At 41.1% G+C, this 19,099-nt stretch carries 17 protein-coding genes; 12 read left to right on the top strand and 5 right to left on the bottom strand.

Annotated features, from left to right (window positions below):
* Nucleotides 1-200 precede the first annotated feature (200 nt).
* Nucleotides 201-545 (top strand): YajD family HNH nuclease, encoded by a 345-nt coding sequence (locus ACXJY6_RS12200; protein WP_456049836.1) that lies wholly within the window; start codon nucleotides 201-203, stop codon nucleotides 543-545.
* An 8-nt stretch (nucleotides 546-553) separates the two neighbouring features.
* On the opposite strand, the gene ACXJY6_RS12195 is transcribed toward ACXJY6_RS12200, so the two are convergent.
* A complete protein-coding gene (locus ACXJY6_RS12195; RefSeq protein ID WP_458768517.1) occupies nucleotides 554-1,009 on the bottom strand; it encodes a tellurite resistance TerB family protein in 456 nt (151 codons plus the stop codon).
* Nucleotides 1,010-1,072: 63 nt separating this feature from the next.
* Nucleotides 1,073-1,435: a VC1380 family protein gene (locus ACXJY6_RS12190; protein WP_456049834.1), complete on the bottom strand. Its 363-nt coding sequence runs from the start codon at nucleotides 1,433-1,435 to the stop codon at nucleotides 1,073-1,075.
* A gap of 201 nt (nucleotides 1,436-1,636) precedes the next feature.
* Between ACXJY6_RS12190 and hrpA the strand changes: the two genes are divergently transcribed.
* Entirely contained in the window at nucleotides 1,637-5,560 is a 3,924-nt protein-coding gene (hrpA, locus tag ACXJY6_RS12185) for an ATP-dependent RNA helicase HrpA (RefSeq protein ID WP_458768516.1), read from the top strand.
* Nucleotides 5,561-5,697: 137 nt separating this feature from the next.
* A complete protein-coding gene (locus tag ACXJY6_RS12180) occupies nucleotides 5,698-6,189 on the top strand; it encodes an outer membrane beta-barrel protein (RefSeq protein WP_456049832.1) in 492 nt (163 codons plus the stop codon).
* A gap of 289 nt (nucleotides 6,190-6,478) precedes the next feature.
* On the opposite strand, the gene ACXJY6_RS12175 is transcribed toward ACXJY6_RS12180, so the two are convergent.
* On the bottom strand, nucleotides 6,479-6,706 hold the full coding sequence (locus ACXJY6_RS12175; RefSeq protein ID WP_456049831.1) for a hypothetical protein: 228 nt from the start codon (nucleotides 6,704-6,706) through the stop codon (nucleotides 6,479-6,481).
* A gap of 236 nt (nucleotides 6,707-6,942) precedes the next feature.
* On the opposite strand from ACXJY6_RS12175, the gene ACXJY6_RS12170 reads away from it, so the two are divergent.
* Nucleotides 6,943-7,191, top strand: coding sequence for a DUF3297 family protein (locus ACXJY6_RS12170; protein ID WP_456049830.1), 249 nt, complete (start codon nucleotides 6,943-6,945; stop codon nucleotides 7,189-7,191).
* An 81-nt stretch (nucleotides 7,192-7,272) separates the two neighbouring features.
* Here ACXJY6_RS12170 and ACXJY6_RS12165 read toward each other — a convergent pair whose 3' ends face one another.
* Both ACXJY6_RS12165 and ACXJY6_RS12160 read right to left on the bottom strand, forming a co-directional pair.
* Complete coding sequence (locus tag ACXJY6_RS12165; protein WP_458768515.1) at nucleotides 7,273-7,782, bottom strand: 3'-5' exonuclease family protein; 510 nt, start codon at nucleotides 7,780-7,782, stop codon at nucleotides 7,273-7,275.
* Nucleotides 7,783-8,065: 283 nt separating this feature from the next.
* On the bottom strand, nucleotides 8,066-8,968 hold the full coding sequence (locus tag ACXJY6_RS12160) for a GGDEF domain-containing protein (protein ID WP_458768514.1): 903 nt from the start codon (nucleotides 8,966-8,968) through the stop codon (nucleotides 8,066-8,068).
* A gap of 511 nt (nucleotides 8,969-9,479) precedes the next feature.
* Here ACXJY6_RS12160 and ACXJY6_RS12155 point away from each other — a divergent pair.
* The 8 genes from ACXJY6_RS12155 to ACXJY6_RS12120 all read left to right on the top strand — a co-directional run bounded on the left by ACXJY6_RS12155 (nucleotide 9,480) and on the right by ACXJY6_RS12120 (nucleotide 19,002).
* Entirely contained in the window at nucleotides 9,480-11,183 is a 1,704-nt protein-coding gene (locus ACXJY6_RS12155; RefSeq protein WP_456049827.1) for an alpha-amylase family glycosyl hydrolase, read from the top strand.
* Nucleotides 11,184-11,263: 80 nt separating this feature from the next.
* On the top strand, nucleotides 11,264-12,619 hold the full coding sequence (locus ACXJY6_RS12150) for an ABC transporter substrate-binding protein (protein WP_458768513.1): 1,356 nt from the start codon (nucleotides 11,264-11,266) through the stop codon (nucleotides 12,617-12,619).
* Between the two features lie 64 nt (nucleotides 12,620-12,683).
* Nucleotides 12,684-13,547, top strand: coding sequence for a carbohydrate ABC transporter permease (locus tag ACXJY6_RS12145; RefSeq protein WP_458768512.1), 864 nt, complete (start codon nucleotides 12,684-12,686; stop codon nucleotides 13,545-13,547).
* Nucleotides 13,548-13,553: 6 nt separating this feature from the next.
* Nucleotides 13,554-14,516 (top strand): carbohydrate ABC transporter permease, encoded by a 963-nt coding sequence (locus tag ACXJY6_RS12140; RefSeq protein WP_456049824.1) that lies wholly within the window; start codon nucleotides 13,554-13,556, stop codon nucleotides 14,514-14,516.
* Nucleotides 14,517-14,518: 2 nt separating this feature from the next.
* On the top strand, nucleotides 14,519-15,616 hold the full coding sequence (locus ACXJY6_RS12135) for an ABC transporter ATP-binding protein (protein WP_458768511.1): 1,098 nt from the start codon (nucleotides 14,519-14,521) through the stop codon (nucleotides 15,614-15,616).
* 53 nt (nucleotides 15,617-15,669) lie between these two features.
* Nucleotides 15,670-16,683: a LacI family DNA-binding transcriptional regulator gene (locus ACXJY6_RS12130; protein ID WP_458768510.1), complete on the top strand. Its 1,014-nt coding sequence runs from the start codon at nucleotides 15,670-15,672 to the stop codon at nucleotides 16,681-16,683.
* Between the two features lie 7 nt (nucleotides 16,684-16,690).
* Nucleotides 16,691-17,827: a glycerate kinase gene (locus tag ACXJY6_RS12125; protein WP_458768509.1), complete on the top strand. Its 1,137-nt coding sequence runs from the start codon at nucleotides 16,691-16,693 to the stop codon at nucleotides 17,825-17,827.
* Between the two features lie 203 nt (nucleotides 17,828-18,030).
* The gene (locus tag ACXJY6_RS12120; protein ID WP_458768508.1) at nucleotides 18,031-19,002 is read left to right on the top strand and encodes a hypothetical protein; all 972 of its coding nucleotides are present in this window, start codon (nucleotides 18,031-18,033) and stop codon (nucleotides 19,000-19,002) included.
* The last annotated feature ends 97 nt before the right edge of the window (nucleotides 19,003-19,099 follow it).

Here is a 19,099-nt window from a genome sequence, read left to right as displayed (position 1 = left end):
AAGTTCTAGTGTAGCGCTAAGCAATTGATCTTGAAATGGTTGATTAACTAAGGTTAGTAACGAAATATGTGATAAGCGTTATTTCAGATCAATAATGTATTTTAGGGATTGTGATGATAACCGTGTAACGCAGATTCCTTAGAGACAAAAAGCCGTGCTAAAATAGGTGCCATTATCGACTTATCATTATTGGTTTTATTATGTCATCAGATTTTACAGGTTCTAGCGCAGCGTATGCTCGTCAAGAGAAAGGATACCGTGAAAAAGCGTTGAAACTCTATCCATGGGTTTGCGGCAAATGTGCTCGTGAGTTTGTTTACTCAAATCTGCGTGAACTAACAGTACACCACATCGATCACAACCATACCAATAATCCAGAAGATGGTAGCAATTGGGAATTATTATGCCTGTATTGCCATGATCATGAACATTCAAAGTACCTCGATCATGATCTATATGGTGGGGAAACTGCAGCCCGTGAAGATGAACAAGAAAGCGCGACCTACAATCCATTTGCCGATCTTGCTAAAATGATGAAGAAATAGATTTCTTGCTACGATGCGCTCTCGTCACCAGATGAGAGTTTCGCGCGAATAAATAAGCTGTGATCAACATAAAGCAATTCAGCCGATTTGCGTATCACAGCATCTTCTAGCGGATCAATGACACCATCAGCATGAGCCACATCCCACATTGCTTTGATTAGCGAATAACGTTGTTCTTGAGTGAGTTCACGTAACTGAGAGGTAAAGTCGTACAGAGAGACCGAATTTTTGGTTTTGTCTTGTGCCACTCGTAATAGTTCATCACATTCTTGCTCGGGTAACTGAGTCAGAGTTGCGAGTAAATGTCTCTTTGCGTTAGTTTCCGCCGCATCAACTTCATAATCTGCGCCAGATACTTCCGTTAACATACAGGCAATGGCCAAATTCGGGTTATCAGTGTTTGAACGCGATAAGTCGTTACCGTCTAACAGTTCTTTAAATAGTGAAGTGATTGCGCTAAACATGATAAGTCCTGCCTTTTCTTTTTCCAGTATCAATAACAAATAAATTTAGAATAACGAGACGGTTCATTCCTCATCAACAGATTGCTCAAGTGTCTCTAGCATTTCGACAACGTCAGAAGGAAAGTGTTCATGAACGTATAAAACTAAATTTAATATCGCTTTTTGTTTTTGTTCCAGAGGCGCTTTTTCTAAGAAAACGGCCATAATGTGGCTTTTGATCAGTTCGATTTCGTGATCGACAAAGCCTCGACCTTCATCATCACCTTGACCATCTTCCGGAGCATTGTCGAATTCACAAAAAACGAAATCATCTTGTGACGTGACATTGATTAAACGTTCTGGCAACCACTCGTCTCCAGTGACAACGTCAGGGTCACTTCCTTCAGGTAAGTCAGACAATATTTCTAGTAGTTTAGACGCTTTCAATTTTTGTTCTCTGTAGGGGAAACATTATCATTGTAATGGTGATCGTGAATGAATGTGAAATAATATCAACTCATTAGGTTCAATGTAGCAAAAATTCTCGAATTGGACGAGAAAGAGATAACGAGTTTGCTTTGATGTCTTGTTACATGATTATGATACAATCCTGCCAAAATCGATAACATTGAAACCGTAGGATTCGTTTTGACCGCCTCACAATCTCCAAATAAAAATTCAAATCAAGCTAACACTAACGATGCTAAGACGCTTTTTGGCACCGTTAACCAATGTATGATGCGAGACCGATTTCGTTTAACTAAACGTATTCATGGTGCACAGCGGATTAAAAAAGAGGAATCAAGACACGCGGTTTTTGATGAAATCGCGCTTGATATTGCTAAGTCGATCATTCAAGCAGAATCGAGAGCAAATCACGGTGCGACGATTGAATATCCTGAAATTCTGCCAGTTAGCCAAAAGAAAGACGATATCGCAGAAGCAATTAGCCAAAATCAAGTTGTGATTATTGCCGGTGAAACTGGATCGGGTAAAACCACGCAGATCCCCAAAATTTGTGTTGAGCTCGGGCGAGGGCAGTTCGGCTTTATTGGTCATACTCAACCAAGACGCTTGGCTGCTCGTTCGGTAGCATCACGGATCGCTGAGGAAACGCAGACTCAACTGGGTAACTTCACCGGCTATAAAGTTCGATTTAATGACAAAATTTCCGATGATACCCAGATCAAATTGATGACCGATGGTATTTTGCTCGCTGAGATTCAGCATGACCGCTTTTTAAATCAATACGACACGATCATCATTGATGAAGCGCACGAACGCAGCCTCAATATTGATTTCATTCTCGGTTATCTAAAACAACTACTTCCAAAGCGTCCTGATTTAAAAGTCATTATCACGTCCGCAACGATTGATCCTGAGCGTTTTTCAAAACACTTTAACAATGCACCGATCATCGAGGTTTCAGGCCGAACTTATCCTGTTGATACAAGATATCGCCCGTTAGGTGGTGAAGATGACACAGACCGTGATCAACTTGAAGGTATTTTCGAAGCTGTCGATGAATTGGGGAATGAGAGCGACGGTGACATTCTTATTTTTATGAACGGCGAGCGGGAAATTAGAGATACGGCAGAAGCATTAAACAAACGCAATTTGCGTCATACCGAGGTTGTCCCATTATATGCAAGGCTTTCCTCTGGCGAACAAAATAAGATTTTTCAATCCCATACTGGAAGACGAATCGTACTTGCTACAAACGTTGCAGAAACATCGTTAACAGTACCGGGTATTCGTTATGTTATCGATCCGGGTACTGCAAGAATCAGCCGTTACAGTTATCGGACTAAGGTTCAGCGTTTACCGATTGAACCAGTTTCTCAAGCGAGTGCCAATCAACGTAAAGGTCGTTGTGGTCGTGTTGCAGCGGGTATCTGCATTCGTCTCTACTCAGAATCGGATTTTGATAACCGCCCCGAATTTACCGACCCAGAGATACTGCGTACCAACCTTGCATCGGTTATCTTGCAGATGACGGCGTTGGGTTTAGGCGACATTGAGGCATTTCCCTTTGTTGAAGCACCCGATAAACGCAATATTCAAGACGGCGTCCGTTTACTCGAAGAACTTGGGGCCATCGGAGCGAGCAAAGTTGGTGAGAAAAAGCGCTTAACCGCGATTGGTCGTCAGTTGTCACGGTTACCGATAGATCCCCGTCTAGCACGAATGGTGTTGGAATCGACAAAAAATGGCTGCTTGAAAGAAGTGATGATTATTACATCTGGCTTATCGATTCAAGATCCTCGTGAGCGTCCTTCAGATAAGAAGCAAGCTTCCGATGAAAAGCATAAACGCTTTTTTGATGAGGATTCAGATTTCGTCACACTCGTAAACCTTTGGAATCACATCGAAGAACAGCAAAAAGAGTTGAGTAGTAATCAATTTCGACGTCAGTGCAAAAAAGAATATCTAAATTATCTGCGTATTCGTGAATGGCAAGATGTCTATTTTCAACTGCATCAGTCGATGCGCGAGATGGATTTCAAGCTCAATGATCAACCGGGCAACTATCAAGCGATTCATGTGTCAATTCTTACTGGTTTACTTTCTCACATTGGCGCAAAAGACGCTGAGAAACCAGAATATCAAGGCGCGCGTAATGCTCGATTTAATCTGTTTCCAGCATCAGCGCTGTTTAAGAAGAATCCTAAGTGGGTCATGGCGGCAGAGTTGGTCGAAACCTCTAAACTGTGGGCGAGAATAGCAGCCAAGATTCAACCAGAGTGGGTTGAACCACTTGCTCAACATCTTATTAAACGTAGCTATAGTGAACCGCATTGGTCGAAGAAAAGTGCGGCTGTTATGGGGTTCGAAAAAGTCACGCTTTACGGTATTCCAATCATAGCTCAGCGTTCAGTTAATTATGGAAACGTTGACCCAGTGTTAAGTCGTGAAATTTTCATTCGCAGTGCTTTAGTTGAAGGGGATTGGTTTACTAAACACAGTTTCTTTAAGCAAAATCGCCGTCTGTTAATGGAAGTAGAAGAGCTTGAACACAAATCGCGCCGTCGTGACATTTTGGTGGATGATGAAGAATTATTTCAATTCTACGATCAGCGAGTCGGTACTGAGGTCGTTTCAGGTCGTCACTTTGATTCGTGGTGGAAGAAAACCAGTAAAAGCCAACCAGACTTACTCAATTTCGAAAAAGAGATGCTATTTAAGGGCGATGCCAGTCATGTCACCGACTTGGATTATCCCAACTTTTGGCACCAGGATAAATTAAAGCTCAAGCTTAGTTATCAATTTGAACCGGGCGAAGATAGTGACGGTGTCACCGTGCATCTACCATTACCAGTACTTAATCAAGTTGAGCCTGTTGGTTTTGATTGGCAAATACCAGGATTACGCCAGGAACTGGTCATTGCTCTGATTAAGTCTTTGCCAAAAACATTGCGAAAGAATTTTGTTCCAGCGCCAAATTACGCAGAAGCCTTTTTGTCTCGGGTAACACCATTAGAAATGCCATTACTCGATGCCTTAGAAAAAGAGTTACGTCGTATGTCGGGTGTGGAAATTCCCCGAGAAGCTTGGAACTTAGAGCAGGTACCCGATCACCTCAAAGTCACATTCCGCTCAGTCGATCATAAAAACCGTAAACTTAAAGAGCATAAAGATCTGTTCGAGCTGAAAGAGAGCTTAAAGGACGAGGTAAAAGAGACCCTATCTCAAGTTGCCGATGATGATATTGAGCAGAAAGGTTTACACACTTGGAGTTTCGGAGAACTGCCGCAGGTTTATCAACAGAAGCGGGGCGGTTATGAAGTTAAGGCGTACCCAGCGATAGTAGACGATAAAGACAGTGTCGGAATTAGCTTATTTGAAACCGAACACGAACAACAGCAAGCGATGAAAGCGGGTCAACGGCGTTTGATTCTACTGAATGTTCCGTCACCAATTAAATATCTTCATTCGAATCTGCCAAATAAATCAAAATTAGGGCTCTACTTTAACCCCTACGGTAGAGTGATGGATTTGATTGACGACTGTATTTCGTGTGGTATTGACAAGCTGATTGAACAGCAGGGCGGTTTAGTCTGGGAATCACAACAATTTGACAGTTTAAAGGAACACGTTCGCGCGAATTTAGACGAAACTGTTGTTGAAATTGCACAACAAGTAGAGTCAATATTAACGACGGCTTTTCAGATTAATAAGAAGTTAAAAGGCAAAGTTGACTTCACCATGGCCTTTGCACTTTCTGATATCAAAGCTCAAATAGAAGGGCTCATCTTTAAAGGGTTTGCAACTGAATGTGGCTACAAAAGGCTGTCCGATATTCAGCGTTATCTTAATGCCATAGAGCGCCGTTTGGAGAAGTTACCCATTGATCCTAATAAAGATCGACTGCATATGCTTAAAATTGAATCTGTACAACAAGATTACAAGCAACTGCTCAACAAGATCCCGAAATCTGTTACCGTTCCTGACAATGTTAAGGAGATACGTTGGATGCTCGAAGAACTAAGAGTCAGTTTTTTTGCTCAACAACTTGGTACGCCTTATCCCGTATCAGACAAACGTATCAAGAATGTTATCTCAGATTATTGAAGATGAATTATCGAGTATTGTTAAGTTTAGGTATGCTACTTGCATTAGTTAAATTAATTACGAATAAAGCACTATTTTTTGACACAAGGTCGGCATCAGTTTGCCACCTTAGTTAAACCAGATATAGAAGGTTTATTATGAAAAAAGCACTTATTGCAGCAGCACTTATTAGTATTTCATCATTCTCTTACGCAGATTCTTTAGTTTATGCTGGAGCTTCTGTCGGTCAATCGAGTTTAGGTGATGGCGACGGAACTTCATTCACGGTACACGCAGGTACTGGGATTCTTCCTTTTATTGGCATTGAAGCCGGTATTGTTCGTTCAGGTGAAATGGATACTGCTTCGGGTGTAACGACTGAAATTACTTCAGGTTATGCCGCAATAAAACCCAGCATCGATTTTGGCCCGTTGCATATTTATGCGAAAGGTGGCCTACACCGTTGGGATCAAACAACCACAGTAGGGTCAAATGAGTCAGCTGATGAAGGGATTGATATTATGTATGGCGTTGGTGCTGAATACTTTCTCCTAGGTCCTATTTCATTTGGTGCAAGCCTTCAAACCTATATCGTTGATGATGAAGAACTGACGAACTTCACGTTAAATGGTACGTTCCACTTCCTGTAAGCAACAACAATTGGCGTCGATTTATAGCGTCAAATGGCTAACCTCGGGTTAGCCTTTTTTTATTTCCATCAAAGCTATTTAATTGTGTTAGCGGCAAAACTGTTGCTCATCTTTGTTGCGGCAGCGCGAAACTCTCAAGAACTTTTGACTCGATTTCGATTTGATTAAGATTTTAATATTTGAACGAATAGTTGTTTGAAAGGTGCGAGCTTACATCCTTGTAGAGCACGACTTAAATAGAAGTTAAAAGTTGATCAGTAACAAAGGGATATCTGTTTTACTCCGTTACTTATGCAAAATTGCTGTCTTTGTAGATGGATTTATATAAGGCTTTTGCTTCTGCTTTCATCGCTTGAATATCTGTTTCTTTACCAATTAGACTGAGCGCATTTATCATGCTGTCTGAATAGCATTGAAACAGTGACGCTGCAAATTTGGCCGAGCAAGCTCCTCGCTTTACATCATTAGTACGCTCTAAAGCGTAATGTCGCATAGAACTCAACAATTCATTTAGCATGGCTGTGATCTCTCCCTCTTAGTCAATCACTTATGTATGGTAATAAAGGCCAATAAGTTCAGTATTATAAACGGCAATGACTCTCCGCTTATCTTTCTCTATATACAATAAGCAATTTTCGAACCAGAAATTAAAATATCGATTGAAATTAGAAAATGGAAATAGGGTTGAGTGCTTGAGCCAAGCTACAACATTGACTACAATGACTCACTTTTAACATTAAGCAGATCAAAACTATGACTGACACAAATTCAAAACCTGAACTACCCGATCACCTTTCTGGTAACCCTCGCAGCCCACATTTTGTTGAAGAGTGCTTTGAACACCAAATCGGTATTCGTTTGAATGGAAAACAGCGTAATGACGTAGAGGAATATTGTATTAGTGAAGGTTGGGTAAAGATTCCATCACCTAAAGCGTTGGATCGTCGGGGACAGCCTATATTAATAACGCTAAAAGGTACTGTAGAAGCATTCTATATCTAGGCATTTTGCTAGTAATTAAGAACTAGTGAGATAGTAACAACAAGACAAATAGCCGTTAACAACCAAATAACGGCTAATGATTTATGCGGACATTGTAGATATTTGATCGTACGTCCTTAAAAAGGTTTCTTGAACAACGTGCGCATCATTAGAAGCACGATGGCGGCGAATATCCAAATCTTGGATAACTTCTACTTTAGTTTCGTCCCACAGATATACCTGTTGTTCTTTAAGAATCAATTCAATGGATGACAGTTTAAATTCCATTTCGATTCCGGCGACCTCAAATAACTTGATTAACCATGGATGATCAACAACCCACCCATCAGAGTAAATAGTTTTACCTTTCAGTAGTGTATTGAGTTGTTGAGCAACAACCGCTGGAGTTCTTCCGTGGGAGAACAATTTTTTTCTAGTTAATTGGTGAACATCTTCGGCAGAATCGTCCCAGTAGTTCCAACTCGACTCAGGTCTAACTAAAGTACAATACTTGGTTTTGTCTTCTAAAATTAGTCCAATCTCTATAGGGTAGCTGTTTGAACCAAACCCGGATGCCTCTATATCAATGATTATTGGATTTTGCATAGTCATTCGAATCTCATACTGTTGTTGACGCATAAGTTAACTGTAGTCGAAATAAAACTAAACACCTAATTTCATTGAAATAATAGTCTAGTACATGGGAGCAGCTCACGAAAATGCGTTGAATCTAGGCATTTGGGCCCATATTCGAGCTTACGTTGATTGCATTTTAGGGAGTAGATTTATAATCGTATGAATTTCAGGAGATTAACTGGCTTTTTGTTTTCTGCGCGCCGGTTTTGCTCTAACCGTAGATATAACGTATCCAGATCAAAGAAGCCTGGTTAAGAAATTACATCCATTCAACTCGGTTTCTACCATTTTGCTTCGCGTGATAAAGAGCATCATCGGCTCTTTTTATCGCGTCTCGGCTCGGCTCATTGCTTTTTTTAATAGCGATACCAATACTGACGGTAATTCCATTGCCATGTTGGATATCGAGCGTCTTAATGTTTTCCATGACCGCATTGGCAAGAGTCATAACTTGATTTTTGTCATCATTGTTAATGATAATCGCGAACTCTTCGCCCCCAATACGACTCACGATAATGTTGCTAGACATCATTTCAGCAAGGGATTGACCGAAAGCCCTTAAAACATTATCTCCTTCTTGATGGCCATATGTATCATTTATCAATTTAAAATGATCGATATCGACGAGTAAGATGGAGAGTTTTTCAGCTTCATGGTTATTGAGGACTTGAGCGAAGTAGCGGCGATTTGGGAGCTGTGTTAACTCATCAAACATAGCTAAGTTTTTGGCTTGGTTATAACTGATAGAAACCGTTCGAATTGCGCGCGCGATCCCAGCAGTGCTGATTAGCATCCCGATTGTCCGTAATACATCTTCTCCCCATAGTGAGAGAGATAAGGGTTGGAAGTAGAATTCGTCACCGATATCCACAACCGTCGCTAGTATCCACAGATAAAGCCCAAAACTCAGTAATGCATGTCCACGAAAACTTAAGATAGAACTTACTTGAACAGTAAAGAAGATAATAAACAGCGCAAATAATCCCATAAATTCAAAGATAAAGCTAAAGTTCAATGCTTTAATGCGATCGATAGGGGGAAGCTGCTGCAAGCTAAAACTGGTGATTAAGATGCTAAGAATTAATATTCCGACAAGTAACCAACGTCGAAAACCAACTTCGCCTAATTTTAAATTCTTAGCTTCTATTTGTAGCCTAATCATACCCGTGAACTCATGTCTTTAGCTTATCTCTAGGGAGCAAATAACTAACAAATTGTCGATAAAATGACTTTTATTAATAATCGCCATTTAACCATATATGCTCCTTAGGTTTCAATCGTCAACAAGCATTATCACGTATGAATTACGGGGTTTATTTCACCGTTATCAAAGTCGAGAAACTATACCAATTAGCGCGTTTGAAATCCGCACTTCGAAATGCACATAACGACTCATATTAATGGTTTATTTGGAGAACATAATTTTGTCGGACTAAAAAGTTTACATTCTTAGCCGACGCTATAAACGTGTTAAATGAGATATCAATCACACATATCCAAAACCGGTTTTGATTAGTATGAAAACGAGACTTTGATCAATAACAATTTAATATCGACCATATAATATGATTTCAATCAATTATAAATGATGTGAGTTCAAGTGACTCATTTTTTTATAAATAGAGTCAAAACCGGTTTTGGTTGACTGTTACATTATTTACGCGGATTTATTTATGGTATTGGAAGAAAATTACACATCGTTAGTGACGAAGCACCTGCAACAGATATTAGCGGGGGTTTATTCACCCCAACAACTGAGCTCATTGATCCCAAGCTTAGAAGGAATAATGAGCAGGTTCAATGGAATCGATGACCCGAAGCAGTGGGTTGACCAAAGTGACGTAATCCTCATAACTTATGGCGATTCGATAAATGAAAGCGGAAATCCACCTCTGCATACATTAAACACGTTTCTCAACCACAATGTGAAAGGTATTATTTCGGCTGTTCACCTTTTACCTTGTTTCCCTTATACATCTGATGACGGTTTTTCTGTCGTTGACTATTGGAAAATTAACCCTGATCTTGGTGATTGGTCACATATTTCCGAACTTTCAAATCATTATGGCTTAATGTTCGACGCGGTAATCAATCATATTTCGAAATCTAGCGATTGGTTTCAAGGGTATTTAAATGGTGACATGGCTTACCGTGACTTCTTTACCGAAATGAATTTGGACCGTGATTATAGTTCGGTTACTCGTCCACGCGCACTGCCGCTTTCAACTCCATTTGAAACCACACATGGCAAAAAAAACATCTGGACAACATTCAGCGATGATCAGATAGACCTAAATTATCGTTGTCCTAAAGTGTTTGAGAAAATCGTTGAATTGCTTCTTTTCTATGTTGAGCAGGGTGCATCGTATATACGTCTTGATGCTATTGGGTTCATGTGGAAGGAGCTCGACACGCCTTGTATCCATCTGCCACAGACTCACGCGATTGTACAAGCGATGCGAGCGATTATGGACGCCGTTGCCCCTCATGTTAAATTGATTACTGAAACCAACGTACCGCATAAAGACAACATTAGTTATTTTGGCAATGGACAAAATGAAGCGCATCTCGTGTATCAATTTCCATTGCCACCATTAACCTTGCATACACTTCAGACTGGTAATAGCGACAAAATAACAAGCTGGATGCAAAATCTAGAACCATGCTCGGAAAAAACTGCCTTTTTTAATTTTCTAGCGTCTCATGATGGAATAGGAGTTCGACCTGTCGAAGGAATACTTGCACCTAGTGAAGTTAATCACTTAGTGGAGGTTGTACAAGAAAACGGTGGGCGTGTTTCGTATAAAAATAACGGTGATGGCTCACAAAGCCCATATGAACTAAACATCAACTTCTATGATGCAATGCGGAATAACAACGCTGATGAAACGACTAATTTAGATCGTTTTATCGCAGCTCAATCGTTACTAATTTCTATGGCAGGAGTGCCGGGTATTTATATACATAGCTTGCTTGGTTCGACTAATGATCTGAAAGGTCTCGATATTTTAGGCTACAACCGCGCGATTAACCGTGAAAAATTAAACCTTTCAACATTACAAACAGAACTTGATGATAGCTCAACCCAACGTCATCAAGTGTTAAGCCGTTTCAAATTATTGTTGACGCTAAGACGTGGTCAACCTGCATTTTCCCCGTCTGCATCTCAGCGCGTAGAAAAGGTTGATTCTCGTCTCATAACTTTTGTACGAAATGAAGAAATCTTAGTTGCAATCAACATTAGTGACCAGTCGGTATTATTCGATACTAATGAAGCCTTACCCGATGTGCGAAAAGATCTGATTACTAATAGGTCTGTACAGAGGAAAGTGTCTTTAGAGCCATACCAAGTCATGTGGTTGGTCAATAAATCATAAATAACGTAAAACGTAACATACGGCTTTGCTCTATTAAGCCACCCTACAAAATAAGCAGTCCTATCAATAAGGATATAAAAATGAAACTGAAACTCAAATCCCTCACTATTGGATTGGCTACCGCAGGATTAGCGCTACCAAGCCTAGCAAACGCAACAACGGTGGAATACTGGACGACCCAAACTCAATCAGACCGGTTACAAACCATTGAGATTATGGCCGATGTATTTGAAGCGTTAAATCCTGGTATCGATGTGAAAATCATTGGTGTCGACGAAAACGACATGCCGAAACAAATTGCTGCTGCGGCCGCATCCAATACGCTACCTAACTTGATCGAAGTTGACTCGAACTTATCATTGGCATTTGCCGAAGAGGGCATTGTGGATACTAAGGCTAATACTGATGTTGTTAATGCATTAGGAGCGGATCGTTTTTACAAAGGCGCATTAACTCTGGTTAGTGAACCAAAAATTAACGAATACGTCTCTGTACCATACAGCGGCTGGGTGCAGGGAATTTGGTATCGTGCTGATTGGTTTGAAGAAGCGGGACTTGAGCCTCCAACAACGTGGGATGCAATAGAGAAAGCAGCGAAGCATTTTTATAAACCTAAAGAGAATCAATACGGTATTCTTGTTGGAACAAAAGCGGATAACTATGCAGAACAATGTTATACCCAATTTGCGCTCTCAAATGATGCCGGTCAGTTTAACAACGAAGGTGAGTTAATCTTTAATTCTAAAGCGCAATCCGAAACGTTAGATTTTTATACCAAATTAGCCCAATACAACCCACCAGGGCCGCAAACTTGGCGCGCTCGCGACTATTACCTTCAAGGTAAATTGGCGATGTTCTTTTATTCATCGTATATCCTTGATGACATCGCCTTGGCTGAAGCTGCTGCAAGTTCGCTAGGAACAGAAAATTTTGCCGATCTAAAAGGCGCTGCTTTTGATCCCGACTTAGCTAAAAATACTCGCTTAGCCACAACGATTACAAAAACCTCGCCATCTTCGTTTGGAACCTTGGTTGGGTTTTCGATCATGAAAAACGAGGATAAAGCCGAAGTTGAGGCGACAAAGTCATTTGTTGAGTATATGAACGAGAAAGACCAAGTGGTTGCCTATTCACATATGGCAGTCGGTGGTCATTTACCCATGCTTAGAGATATCGCCGAAACTGACGAATTCTTAGAGGATCCCAAGGGTATCTTTGCTCAATATGGTAAAGAATCGATTAAAGAAATTGTCGCTGGATTTGAGAATATTAAGAACTTTTCTGTCGTAGATGGTAAGGCGTTCCCTAAATCAGGTGAGATTTTTGCTAAGCAAATCATTCCGCGGATGATTTACAGTACAACCATCGAGAATAAAGGGACTCAGGAAGCATTATCTTGGGCTGAAGAGCAAATGAAACTCGTCATAGCTGAATAACTCATGGTAAGTCGAGAGCAGAGGTTGTGTGATGATTAACCTCTGCTTCTCACAAGGAAATAATATGACTCCTTTAGAAAGAGCAGAAGCTAGATTCGGTTGGAAGTTGGTTGCACCGACTATTGTTGTACTTAGTTTACTTATCCTATATCCATTGCTTTACAACATCTATCTTAGTTTTTTCGACGTTCAACTCAATGGTGATAAAACGTTCGTTGGGATGGATAACTATTTCAAATTACTGTCGAATGCTGACTACTATTCTGCAGTCGGCACCACGAGTCTTTACCTCTTCGGTACTGTTGTGGGGACCACTTTGCTGGGGTTGGCGATGGCATTATTGCTAAAAGAACCATTCACAGGGCGTGGATTGGTTAATGCCGCAATCATGCTACCGTATGTTGCTCCTGTGATTTCGGTTGTTTTTGGCTGGCAATTTCTTTTCGATCCAATTTCGGGTGTCGTTAACTATTTGATGGTTGATGTGTTTAGCCTTTGGAGTGAACGAACGAATCTTATTGGCCAACCAGATTCAGCATTGTGGGTGGTGATCATTTTCGATATTTGGAAACACGCCCCCATTGCCTATATGTTAATTTTGTCGAAGCTAGTGTCCATTTCCCGAGATCAATATGAAGCGGCATCTATAGATGGATATGGCCCGATAGGGCGCTTTTTTCATGTTACCTTACCTGAACTTCATTTTGTTCTGGCAACCGTTATCTTATTAAGATTGATCTGGAACTTAAATCGTTTTGAAGATGTATTTCTTCTTGCGCCCAATGTTCAAACACTCCCAATATTTACCTACTACCAAGCGTTCACCGGCGTCATTGACCAAGGGTTGGCGGCGGCAACGTCTGTAATTCAACTTGGAGTATTGTGCGTGTTTATTTGGTTCTACATTAAAAAAATCATGAAGTGGTAATTAATTATGCTAGGCAAACGAACATTAAAGGGACGTATTGGTTTTTTCATTGCAGTGGCGCTACTGGTTAGTTTTAGCTTATTGCCATTTGCTCAAATTCTTTCTACTTCTCTTAAACACCAATTTGATTGGGGTAATCCATCTTTGATTCCTCAGAAAATCAATTTCGAGGCATATGAAGAGCTATTAGGATTAACTGAACCACAAGAAGTTGAAATACCTGCGGCGATCCAAAAAATTCTCGCGAATCCAAAATTACCTCAAGCAAAAAAAGAGGCGATTGCCGCTAAATACACGTCAAACGATAATCTATTTCCATTTGGGAAATATATGTTGAACAGTGTGATTTTCTCAGCGAGCGCTGCCACCATTTCGTTACTTTTAGCGGTGATGGGGGCGTACTCAATCAGTCGACTTCGCTTCAAAGGGCAGGTTGTCATTCAGCGCTCAGTGCTTTTTGTTTATATGGTTGGCGGGGTATTACTTATGGTTCCTCTGTATCAAATGGCAATGAACATTGGACTAGCTTCAACAATGTGGGGAAGCGCATTTTGCTTGTTTCTTATTTACATCGTTCAGACATTACCTGTCGGAATGTACATGCTTGGGAACTACTTTAGGGGGATTCCATTTGCCCTAGAAGAAGCAGCAATTATGGATGGTTGCTCTCGAAAAGAAGCGATCATCAAAGTTGTTTTACCGCTATCACTTCCAATGTTAGCAACCGTATTTATTTACTGCTTTATTATCGGGTGGAATGAATATCTATTTGCCTCGGTATTTCTTAAACAATACCCAGAGTTCCATACACTTCCATTGGCTTTACAAGAGCTATTCGTGTCAAAAAATGCCATTTGGGATCGCATTATGGCGGCATCGATGCTGACACTTGCTCCAATTGTGGTGTGTTTCTTATTTGCTTCTCGCTTTATGAAAGGCGGAAAAACTGACGGTGGCGTTAAGGGTTAATCATGGCTTCTATTCAACTAAAAAACATTGTTAAAAACTACGGTGACACAAAAGTCGTAAAAGAAATCAGCTTAGACATTGAGGATGGAGAGTTTGTTGTTCTTGTTGGCCCATCTGGTTGTGGAAAATCGACCACATTACGAATGATTGCAGGTTTAGAGCAAGCTACGTCAGGAGATATTGTTATTGGCGATAGAGTCGTTAATGATATCGAACCTCAACATCGAAATATCGCAATGGTATTCCAAAATTATGCCCTTTATCCTCATAAGTCGGTTAGAGAAAATATCGTTTTCGCACTACGTCGTCTAAAAGTCGACAATGTTGAGATTCAACGCCGTTTAAAAGAAGTATCTGAGATGCTTCAACTCGAAGAGTTGTTAGACCGCAAGCCCGCTGATTTATCCGGTGGACAACGTCAACGTGTTGCTATGGGGCGAGCAATTATCCGGGAAGCCGATGTATTTCTATTCGATGAACCTCTGTCTAATCTTGATGCAAAGCTTCGTGGGCATATGCGAACGGAGATAGGTAAGATTCATAATAAATTTGGTCGAACAAGCGTATATGTCACCCACGATCAGGTTGAAGCGATGACGTTAGCGGATAAAGTGGTCGTACTTCACGATGGCTACATCGCTCAAGCTGGAGCACCAATGGATATTTACTTGAATCCTGTGAGTATATTCGTTGCTCAATTTATTGGTTCACCATCAATGAATATTATTGAAGGTACTCTATTTAATGAATACCTAGCAATTGGTGGCTATCAAATTCCTAGAGATAAACTCACCAGCGTTCAATTTTCTGAGTCAATTGGCGATGAGGGAAGAGCAGTAAAAGTTGGTATACGACCAGACTTTTTTAACGACAAGCGTTATTTTTCTCAAGATGACTCTACGTTTAATTTTAATAACATTCGCATCGATTTAATTGAGCCAATGGGGTTCGATAAAGAAGTTTTGTTCTCGCTAGGTGATGATACTATCAAAGCTAGACTCGACCTTCGTTCAGAAATAGCTCGTGGTGATAGTCTAGATCTACTTGTCGACCTCTCAAGAGTGCTGTTATTTGATCAACAAAGTGAACTGCGTATATAGTCGTAGCCAAGTTAAGTGGTTCTTAAACGTTGCAGGGGAAATAGTGTACTTCTATGTCAATCAAGAAATTAGCTGAATATTTGGGTTTGTCTAAATCCACTGTATCAAGAGCGCTCAATGGTTACAGTGATGTAAACCCTGATACACGAAAACGGGTTCTGGCTGCCGCGCAAGATATTGGTTATCGTCCCAACCCAACAGCTAAGCGACTGGCATCGGGTAAGTCGCGTAATGTTGGGATTATATTACCTGCGAACTCACGGCTTTTTGTTTCTCCTGCGTTTTCAAAAGTCCTCGCTGGTGCATCTGAACTGCTTGCTAAACATGAATATCAACTGATAGTGACAACACTATCGCACTGGCAAGATGAATCTCAAGTCTATACCGACTTCATCGATAGTGGGTTGATTGACGGGATGTTTATTGTTCGAACTCGTATCAATGACTCTCGCATTGCTATGCTCACCGAGCGAGGCTTCCCTTATGTTTGCCTTGGGCATGATGACGGTTTTCCCAGTGACAGTTTTGTTGACGTAGATAATGCTAAGGCGTTTTATGATATTACTAAACGCCAAATCGAATTGGGGCATCGTAGAATTGCATTTCTCGATGCACCCAAAGAACTGACGTTATCTAAAGCTCGTAAATGCGGTTATTTGCGAGCCATCGAAGAAGCCGGGATTGATGTAGACCATCGCTTACTGCTTAATGGTGAACTTAACGAGCATGCGGCAACTAATATGGCAAAAGAAGTCTTATCTCTTGCGCGACGCCCGACATCAATATTGTGTGCTGATGATACCATGGCATTAGGAACGATAGCGGCATGCGAAGAGCTCGGCTATCAACCTGGCTCGGATATCGCGATTGCCGGATATGGAGACTATGAACATAGCCGATACAGTAAGCCGTCGATCACAACCTTAAGTTATGATACCCACGCTATTGGAGAAGAAATGGCGAAGTTGATGTTCAACAAACTCGAGCATAAACGATTTCAAGTCTGTAATTGGTATGAAGCGAGTATTATTGCTCGTCAATCCGATTCAAACGTTAAAATTTCATAGGACTAACATGAAGATTGTTATTGCCCCTGACTCCTTTAAGGAATCATTATCGGCACAGCAAGTCGCTGAGACGATTAAAGCAGGATTTGAAATCCATTTCCCTGATGCCGAATACATTGCTGTTCCAGTGGCCGATGGCGGTGAAGGGACATTAACAACATTAATCGAAGCTAAAAAAGGGCAGATCTTCAACGCTAATGTGGAAGGTCCACTGAGACAAACCATTAACGCCCGTTGGGGACATTTTTATGATGGTTCTCAATCAACCGCTGTGATCGAACTTGCCGAAGCATCCGGAATAGCCCTTAACCAAGTGAATGAACGTAATGTAGCAATCGCTTCGACGTTTGGAACGGGCCAATTAATAAAAGCAGCTCTAGACTATCAAGTTGATCGAATCATTCTGTGTTTAGGAGGGAGCGCAACCAATGATGGTGGAGCAGGTATTGCTCAGGCTCTTGGCATTAAGTTACTGGATAGTCGTGGTCGTGAAATCTCTCGAGGTGGGGCTGCTCTATTAACCTTAGATTCAATCGATATTAGTGACCTTCATCCCAGAGCTACTTATGTAGAATGGTTTGTTGCTTGTGATGTATCTAATCCTTTGTGCGGTGAAAATGGAGCCAGCGCGGTGTTTGGCCCACAAAAAGGGGCGACGAACAGCCAGGTAATGCGTCTCGACACTGCATTGAAAAATTTTAGTGATTGTGTAGCGCACTTAACAGGGCACAATCACAGCGAAACACCTGGGTTTGGCGCAGCTGGAGGTACGCCATTAGCGATATCTCTGATTCGAGACCCGATTCTTAAACCAGGTATCGATATTGTACTTGAGGCGGTTCAACTTGATCATCATCTCAACAACGCCGATCTAGTGATCACAGGTGAAGGTCAGATGGACCATCAAACACTGCTTGGGAAAGCACCATTTGGCGTTGCTCGGCTCGCTAAACAGCTCAATATTCCCACCATCGGGATTGCGGGTTCGCTTGGTAGTGATCTTACTGGGTTAGATTGTTATTTTTCTGCAGTATTTGGAACGGTTCGCGCGCCGCAAAGTTTGGAAGCTGTATTAGAGGAAGCTCAGTACAATCTTAAAACGACTGCGAGCAATATTGCCGCAACGATTAAAGTGAATATATAGAAGTATTAGGGGACATTACTAACTCGGTAGCCATTATATTTTTAGATACTTTAGCCTCAAAATATCCCTCAAAATTCAATAAGCTTCTTTATCGAAGATACGAAACAGTAGAGCTCAACTTTAAGATTTTTTAACTCGCGAATTTGACTTTCGCGTATAAAATGCAGCATTGTCGTTTTAGTCGCATAACTATTGGAAAAGATATGAATACGCCATTTATAACTCGAACGGTTTTAGCGAGTACTTACTTAGCAAGTTTTATTCTTCACGCCCAAGATTTACCATCTATTGGGAACTACGCAGGTTCAGGTTCCGTCACTCATGGACTAGGGCAAACGCTTGTCGAAAACCTATTCGAATGTGATAGAGGTCGAGCAAGAGTATCACCGCTTGGAGAAATAACCGATACCTCGGGAAAAATCTGGAATCTTCCTGCGGACAATGAATTTGCAAGTGGTCTATATGCAACTGATCTCTATAACGTTTGCAATGGAATTACACCTTCAAGTCTAAATGATGTCGACACAAATAGTGTGCCGGTTGTAGAAGTGGATAGTGATGGAGAAGTCATCACTGGATATATCTTTGCAGATAACTACTTTGAATTGTACATAAATGGCCAATTGATTGGGGTTGATTCGGTTCCCTTTACGCCGTTTAACTCAAGTATTGTAAAGTTTCGAGTAAATACGCCTTATACCATCGCTGTAAAAGTGATCGATTGGGAAGAGCATATAGGCGTCGGGACCGAAAGAGGTCGTGGAAGCAACTATCATCCAGGTGACGGTGGCTTTATTGCTAGCTTTAGTGATGGAACTGTTACAAGTTCCGATTGGCGAGCACAAACCTTCTATACTGCGCCAATTTATGACTTGAGCTGTTTATCAGAGACGAACCAAACGAGAAATTCAGCGACATGCTCTACGAATGGCGACGGCGAAGGTGAGAATGCCTTTGCCGTTCACTGGGAAGTGCCAAAAAACTGGAAAAGTGACACCTTTGATGATTCAGCTTGGCCCAATGCAACCACGTATACCGAAAATGTAATTGGCGTTAGGAATAAAAATGGCTACATGAATTTTAGGGAAAAGTTCACTGGTGCGAAGGCGACCTTTATTTGGTCTTCCAACGTTGTATTGGATAACGAGGTATTGCTACGTTACAAAGTTGAGTAATCCGAAAAGATGTCCATGCATATAATCGATCTTTTATTTGAGACAATGCCAACTGGATAAGCGATTCTCCACATGCAATTTAGATGGTAAAAACGTA

This window comes from Vibrio phycocola, from assembly GCF_054404255.1.
Note: the sequence above shows the minus strand (reverse complement) of the source record. Positions and strands in the feature narration are given on the sequence as shown.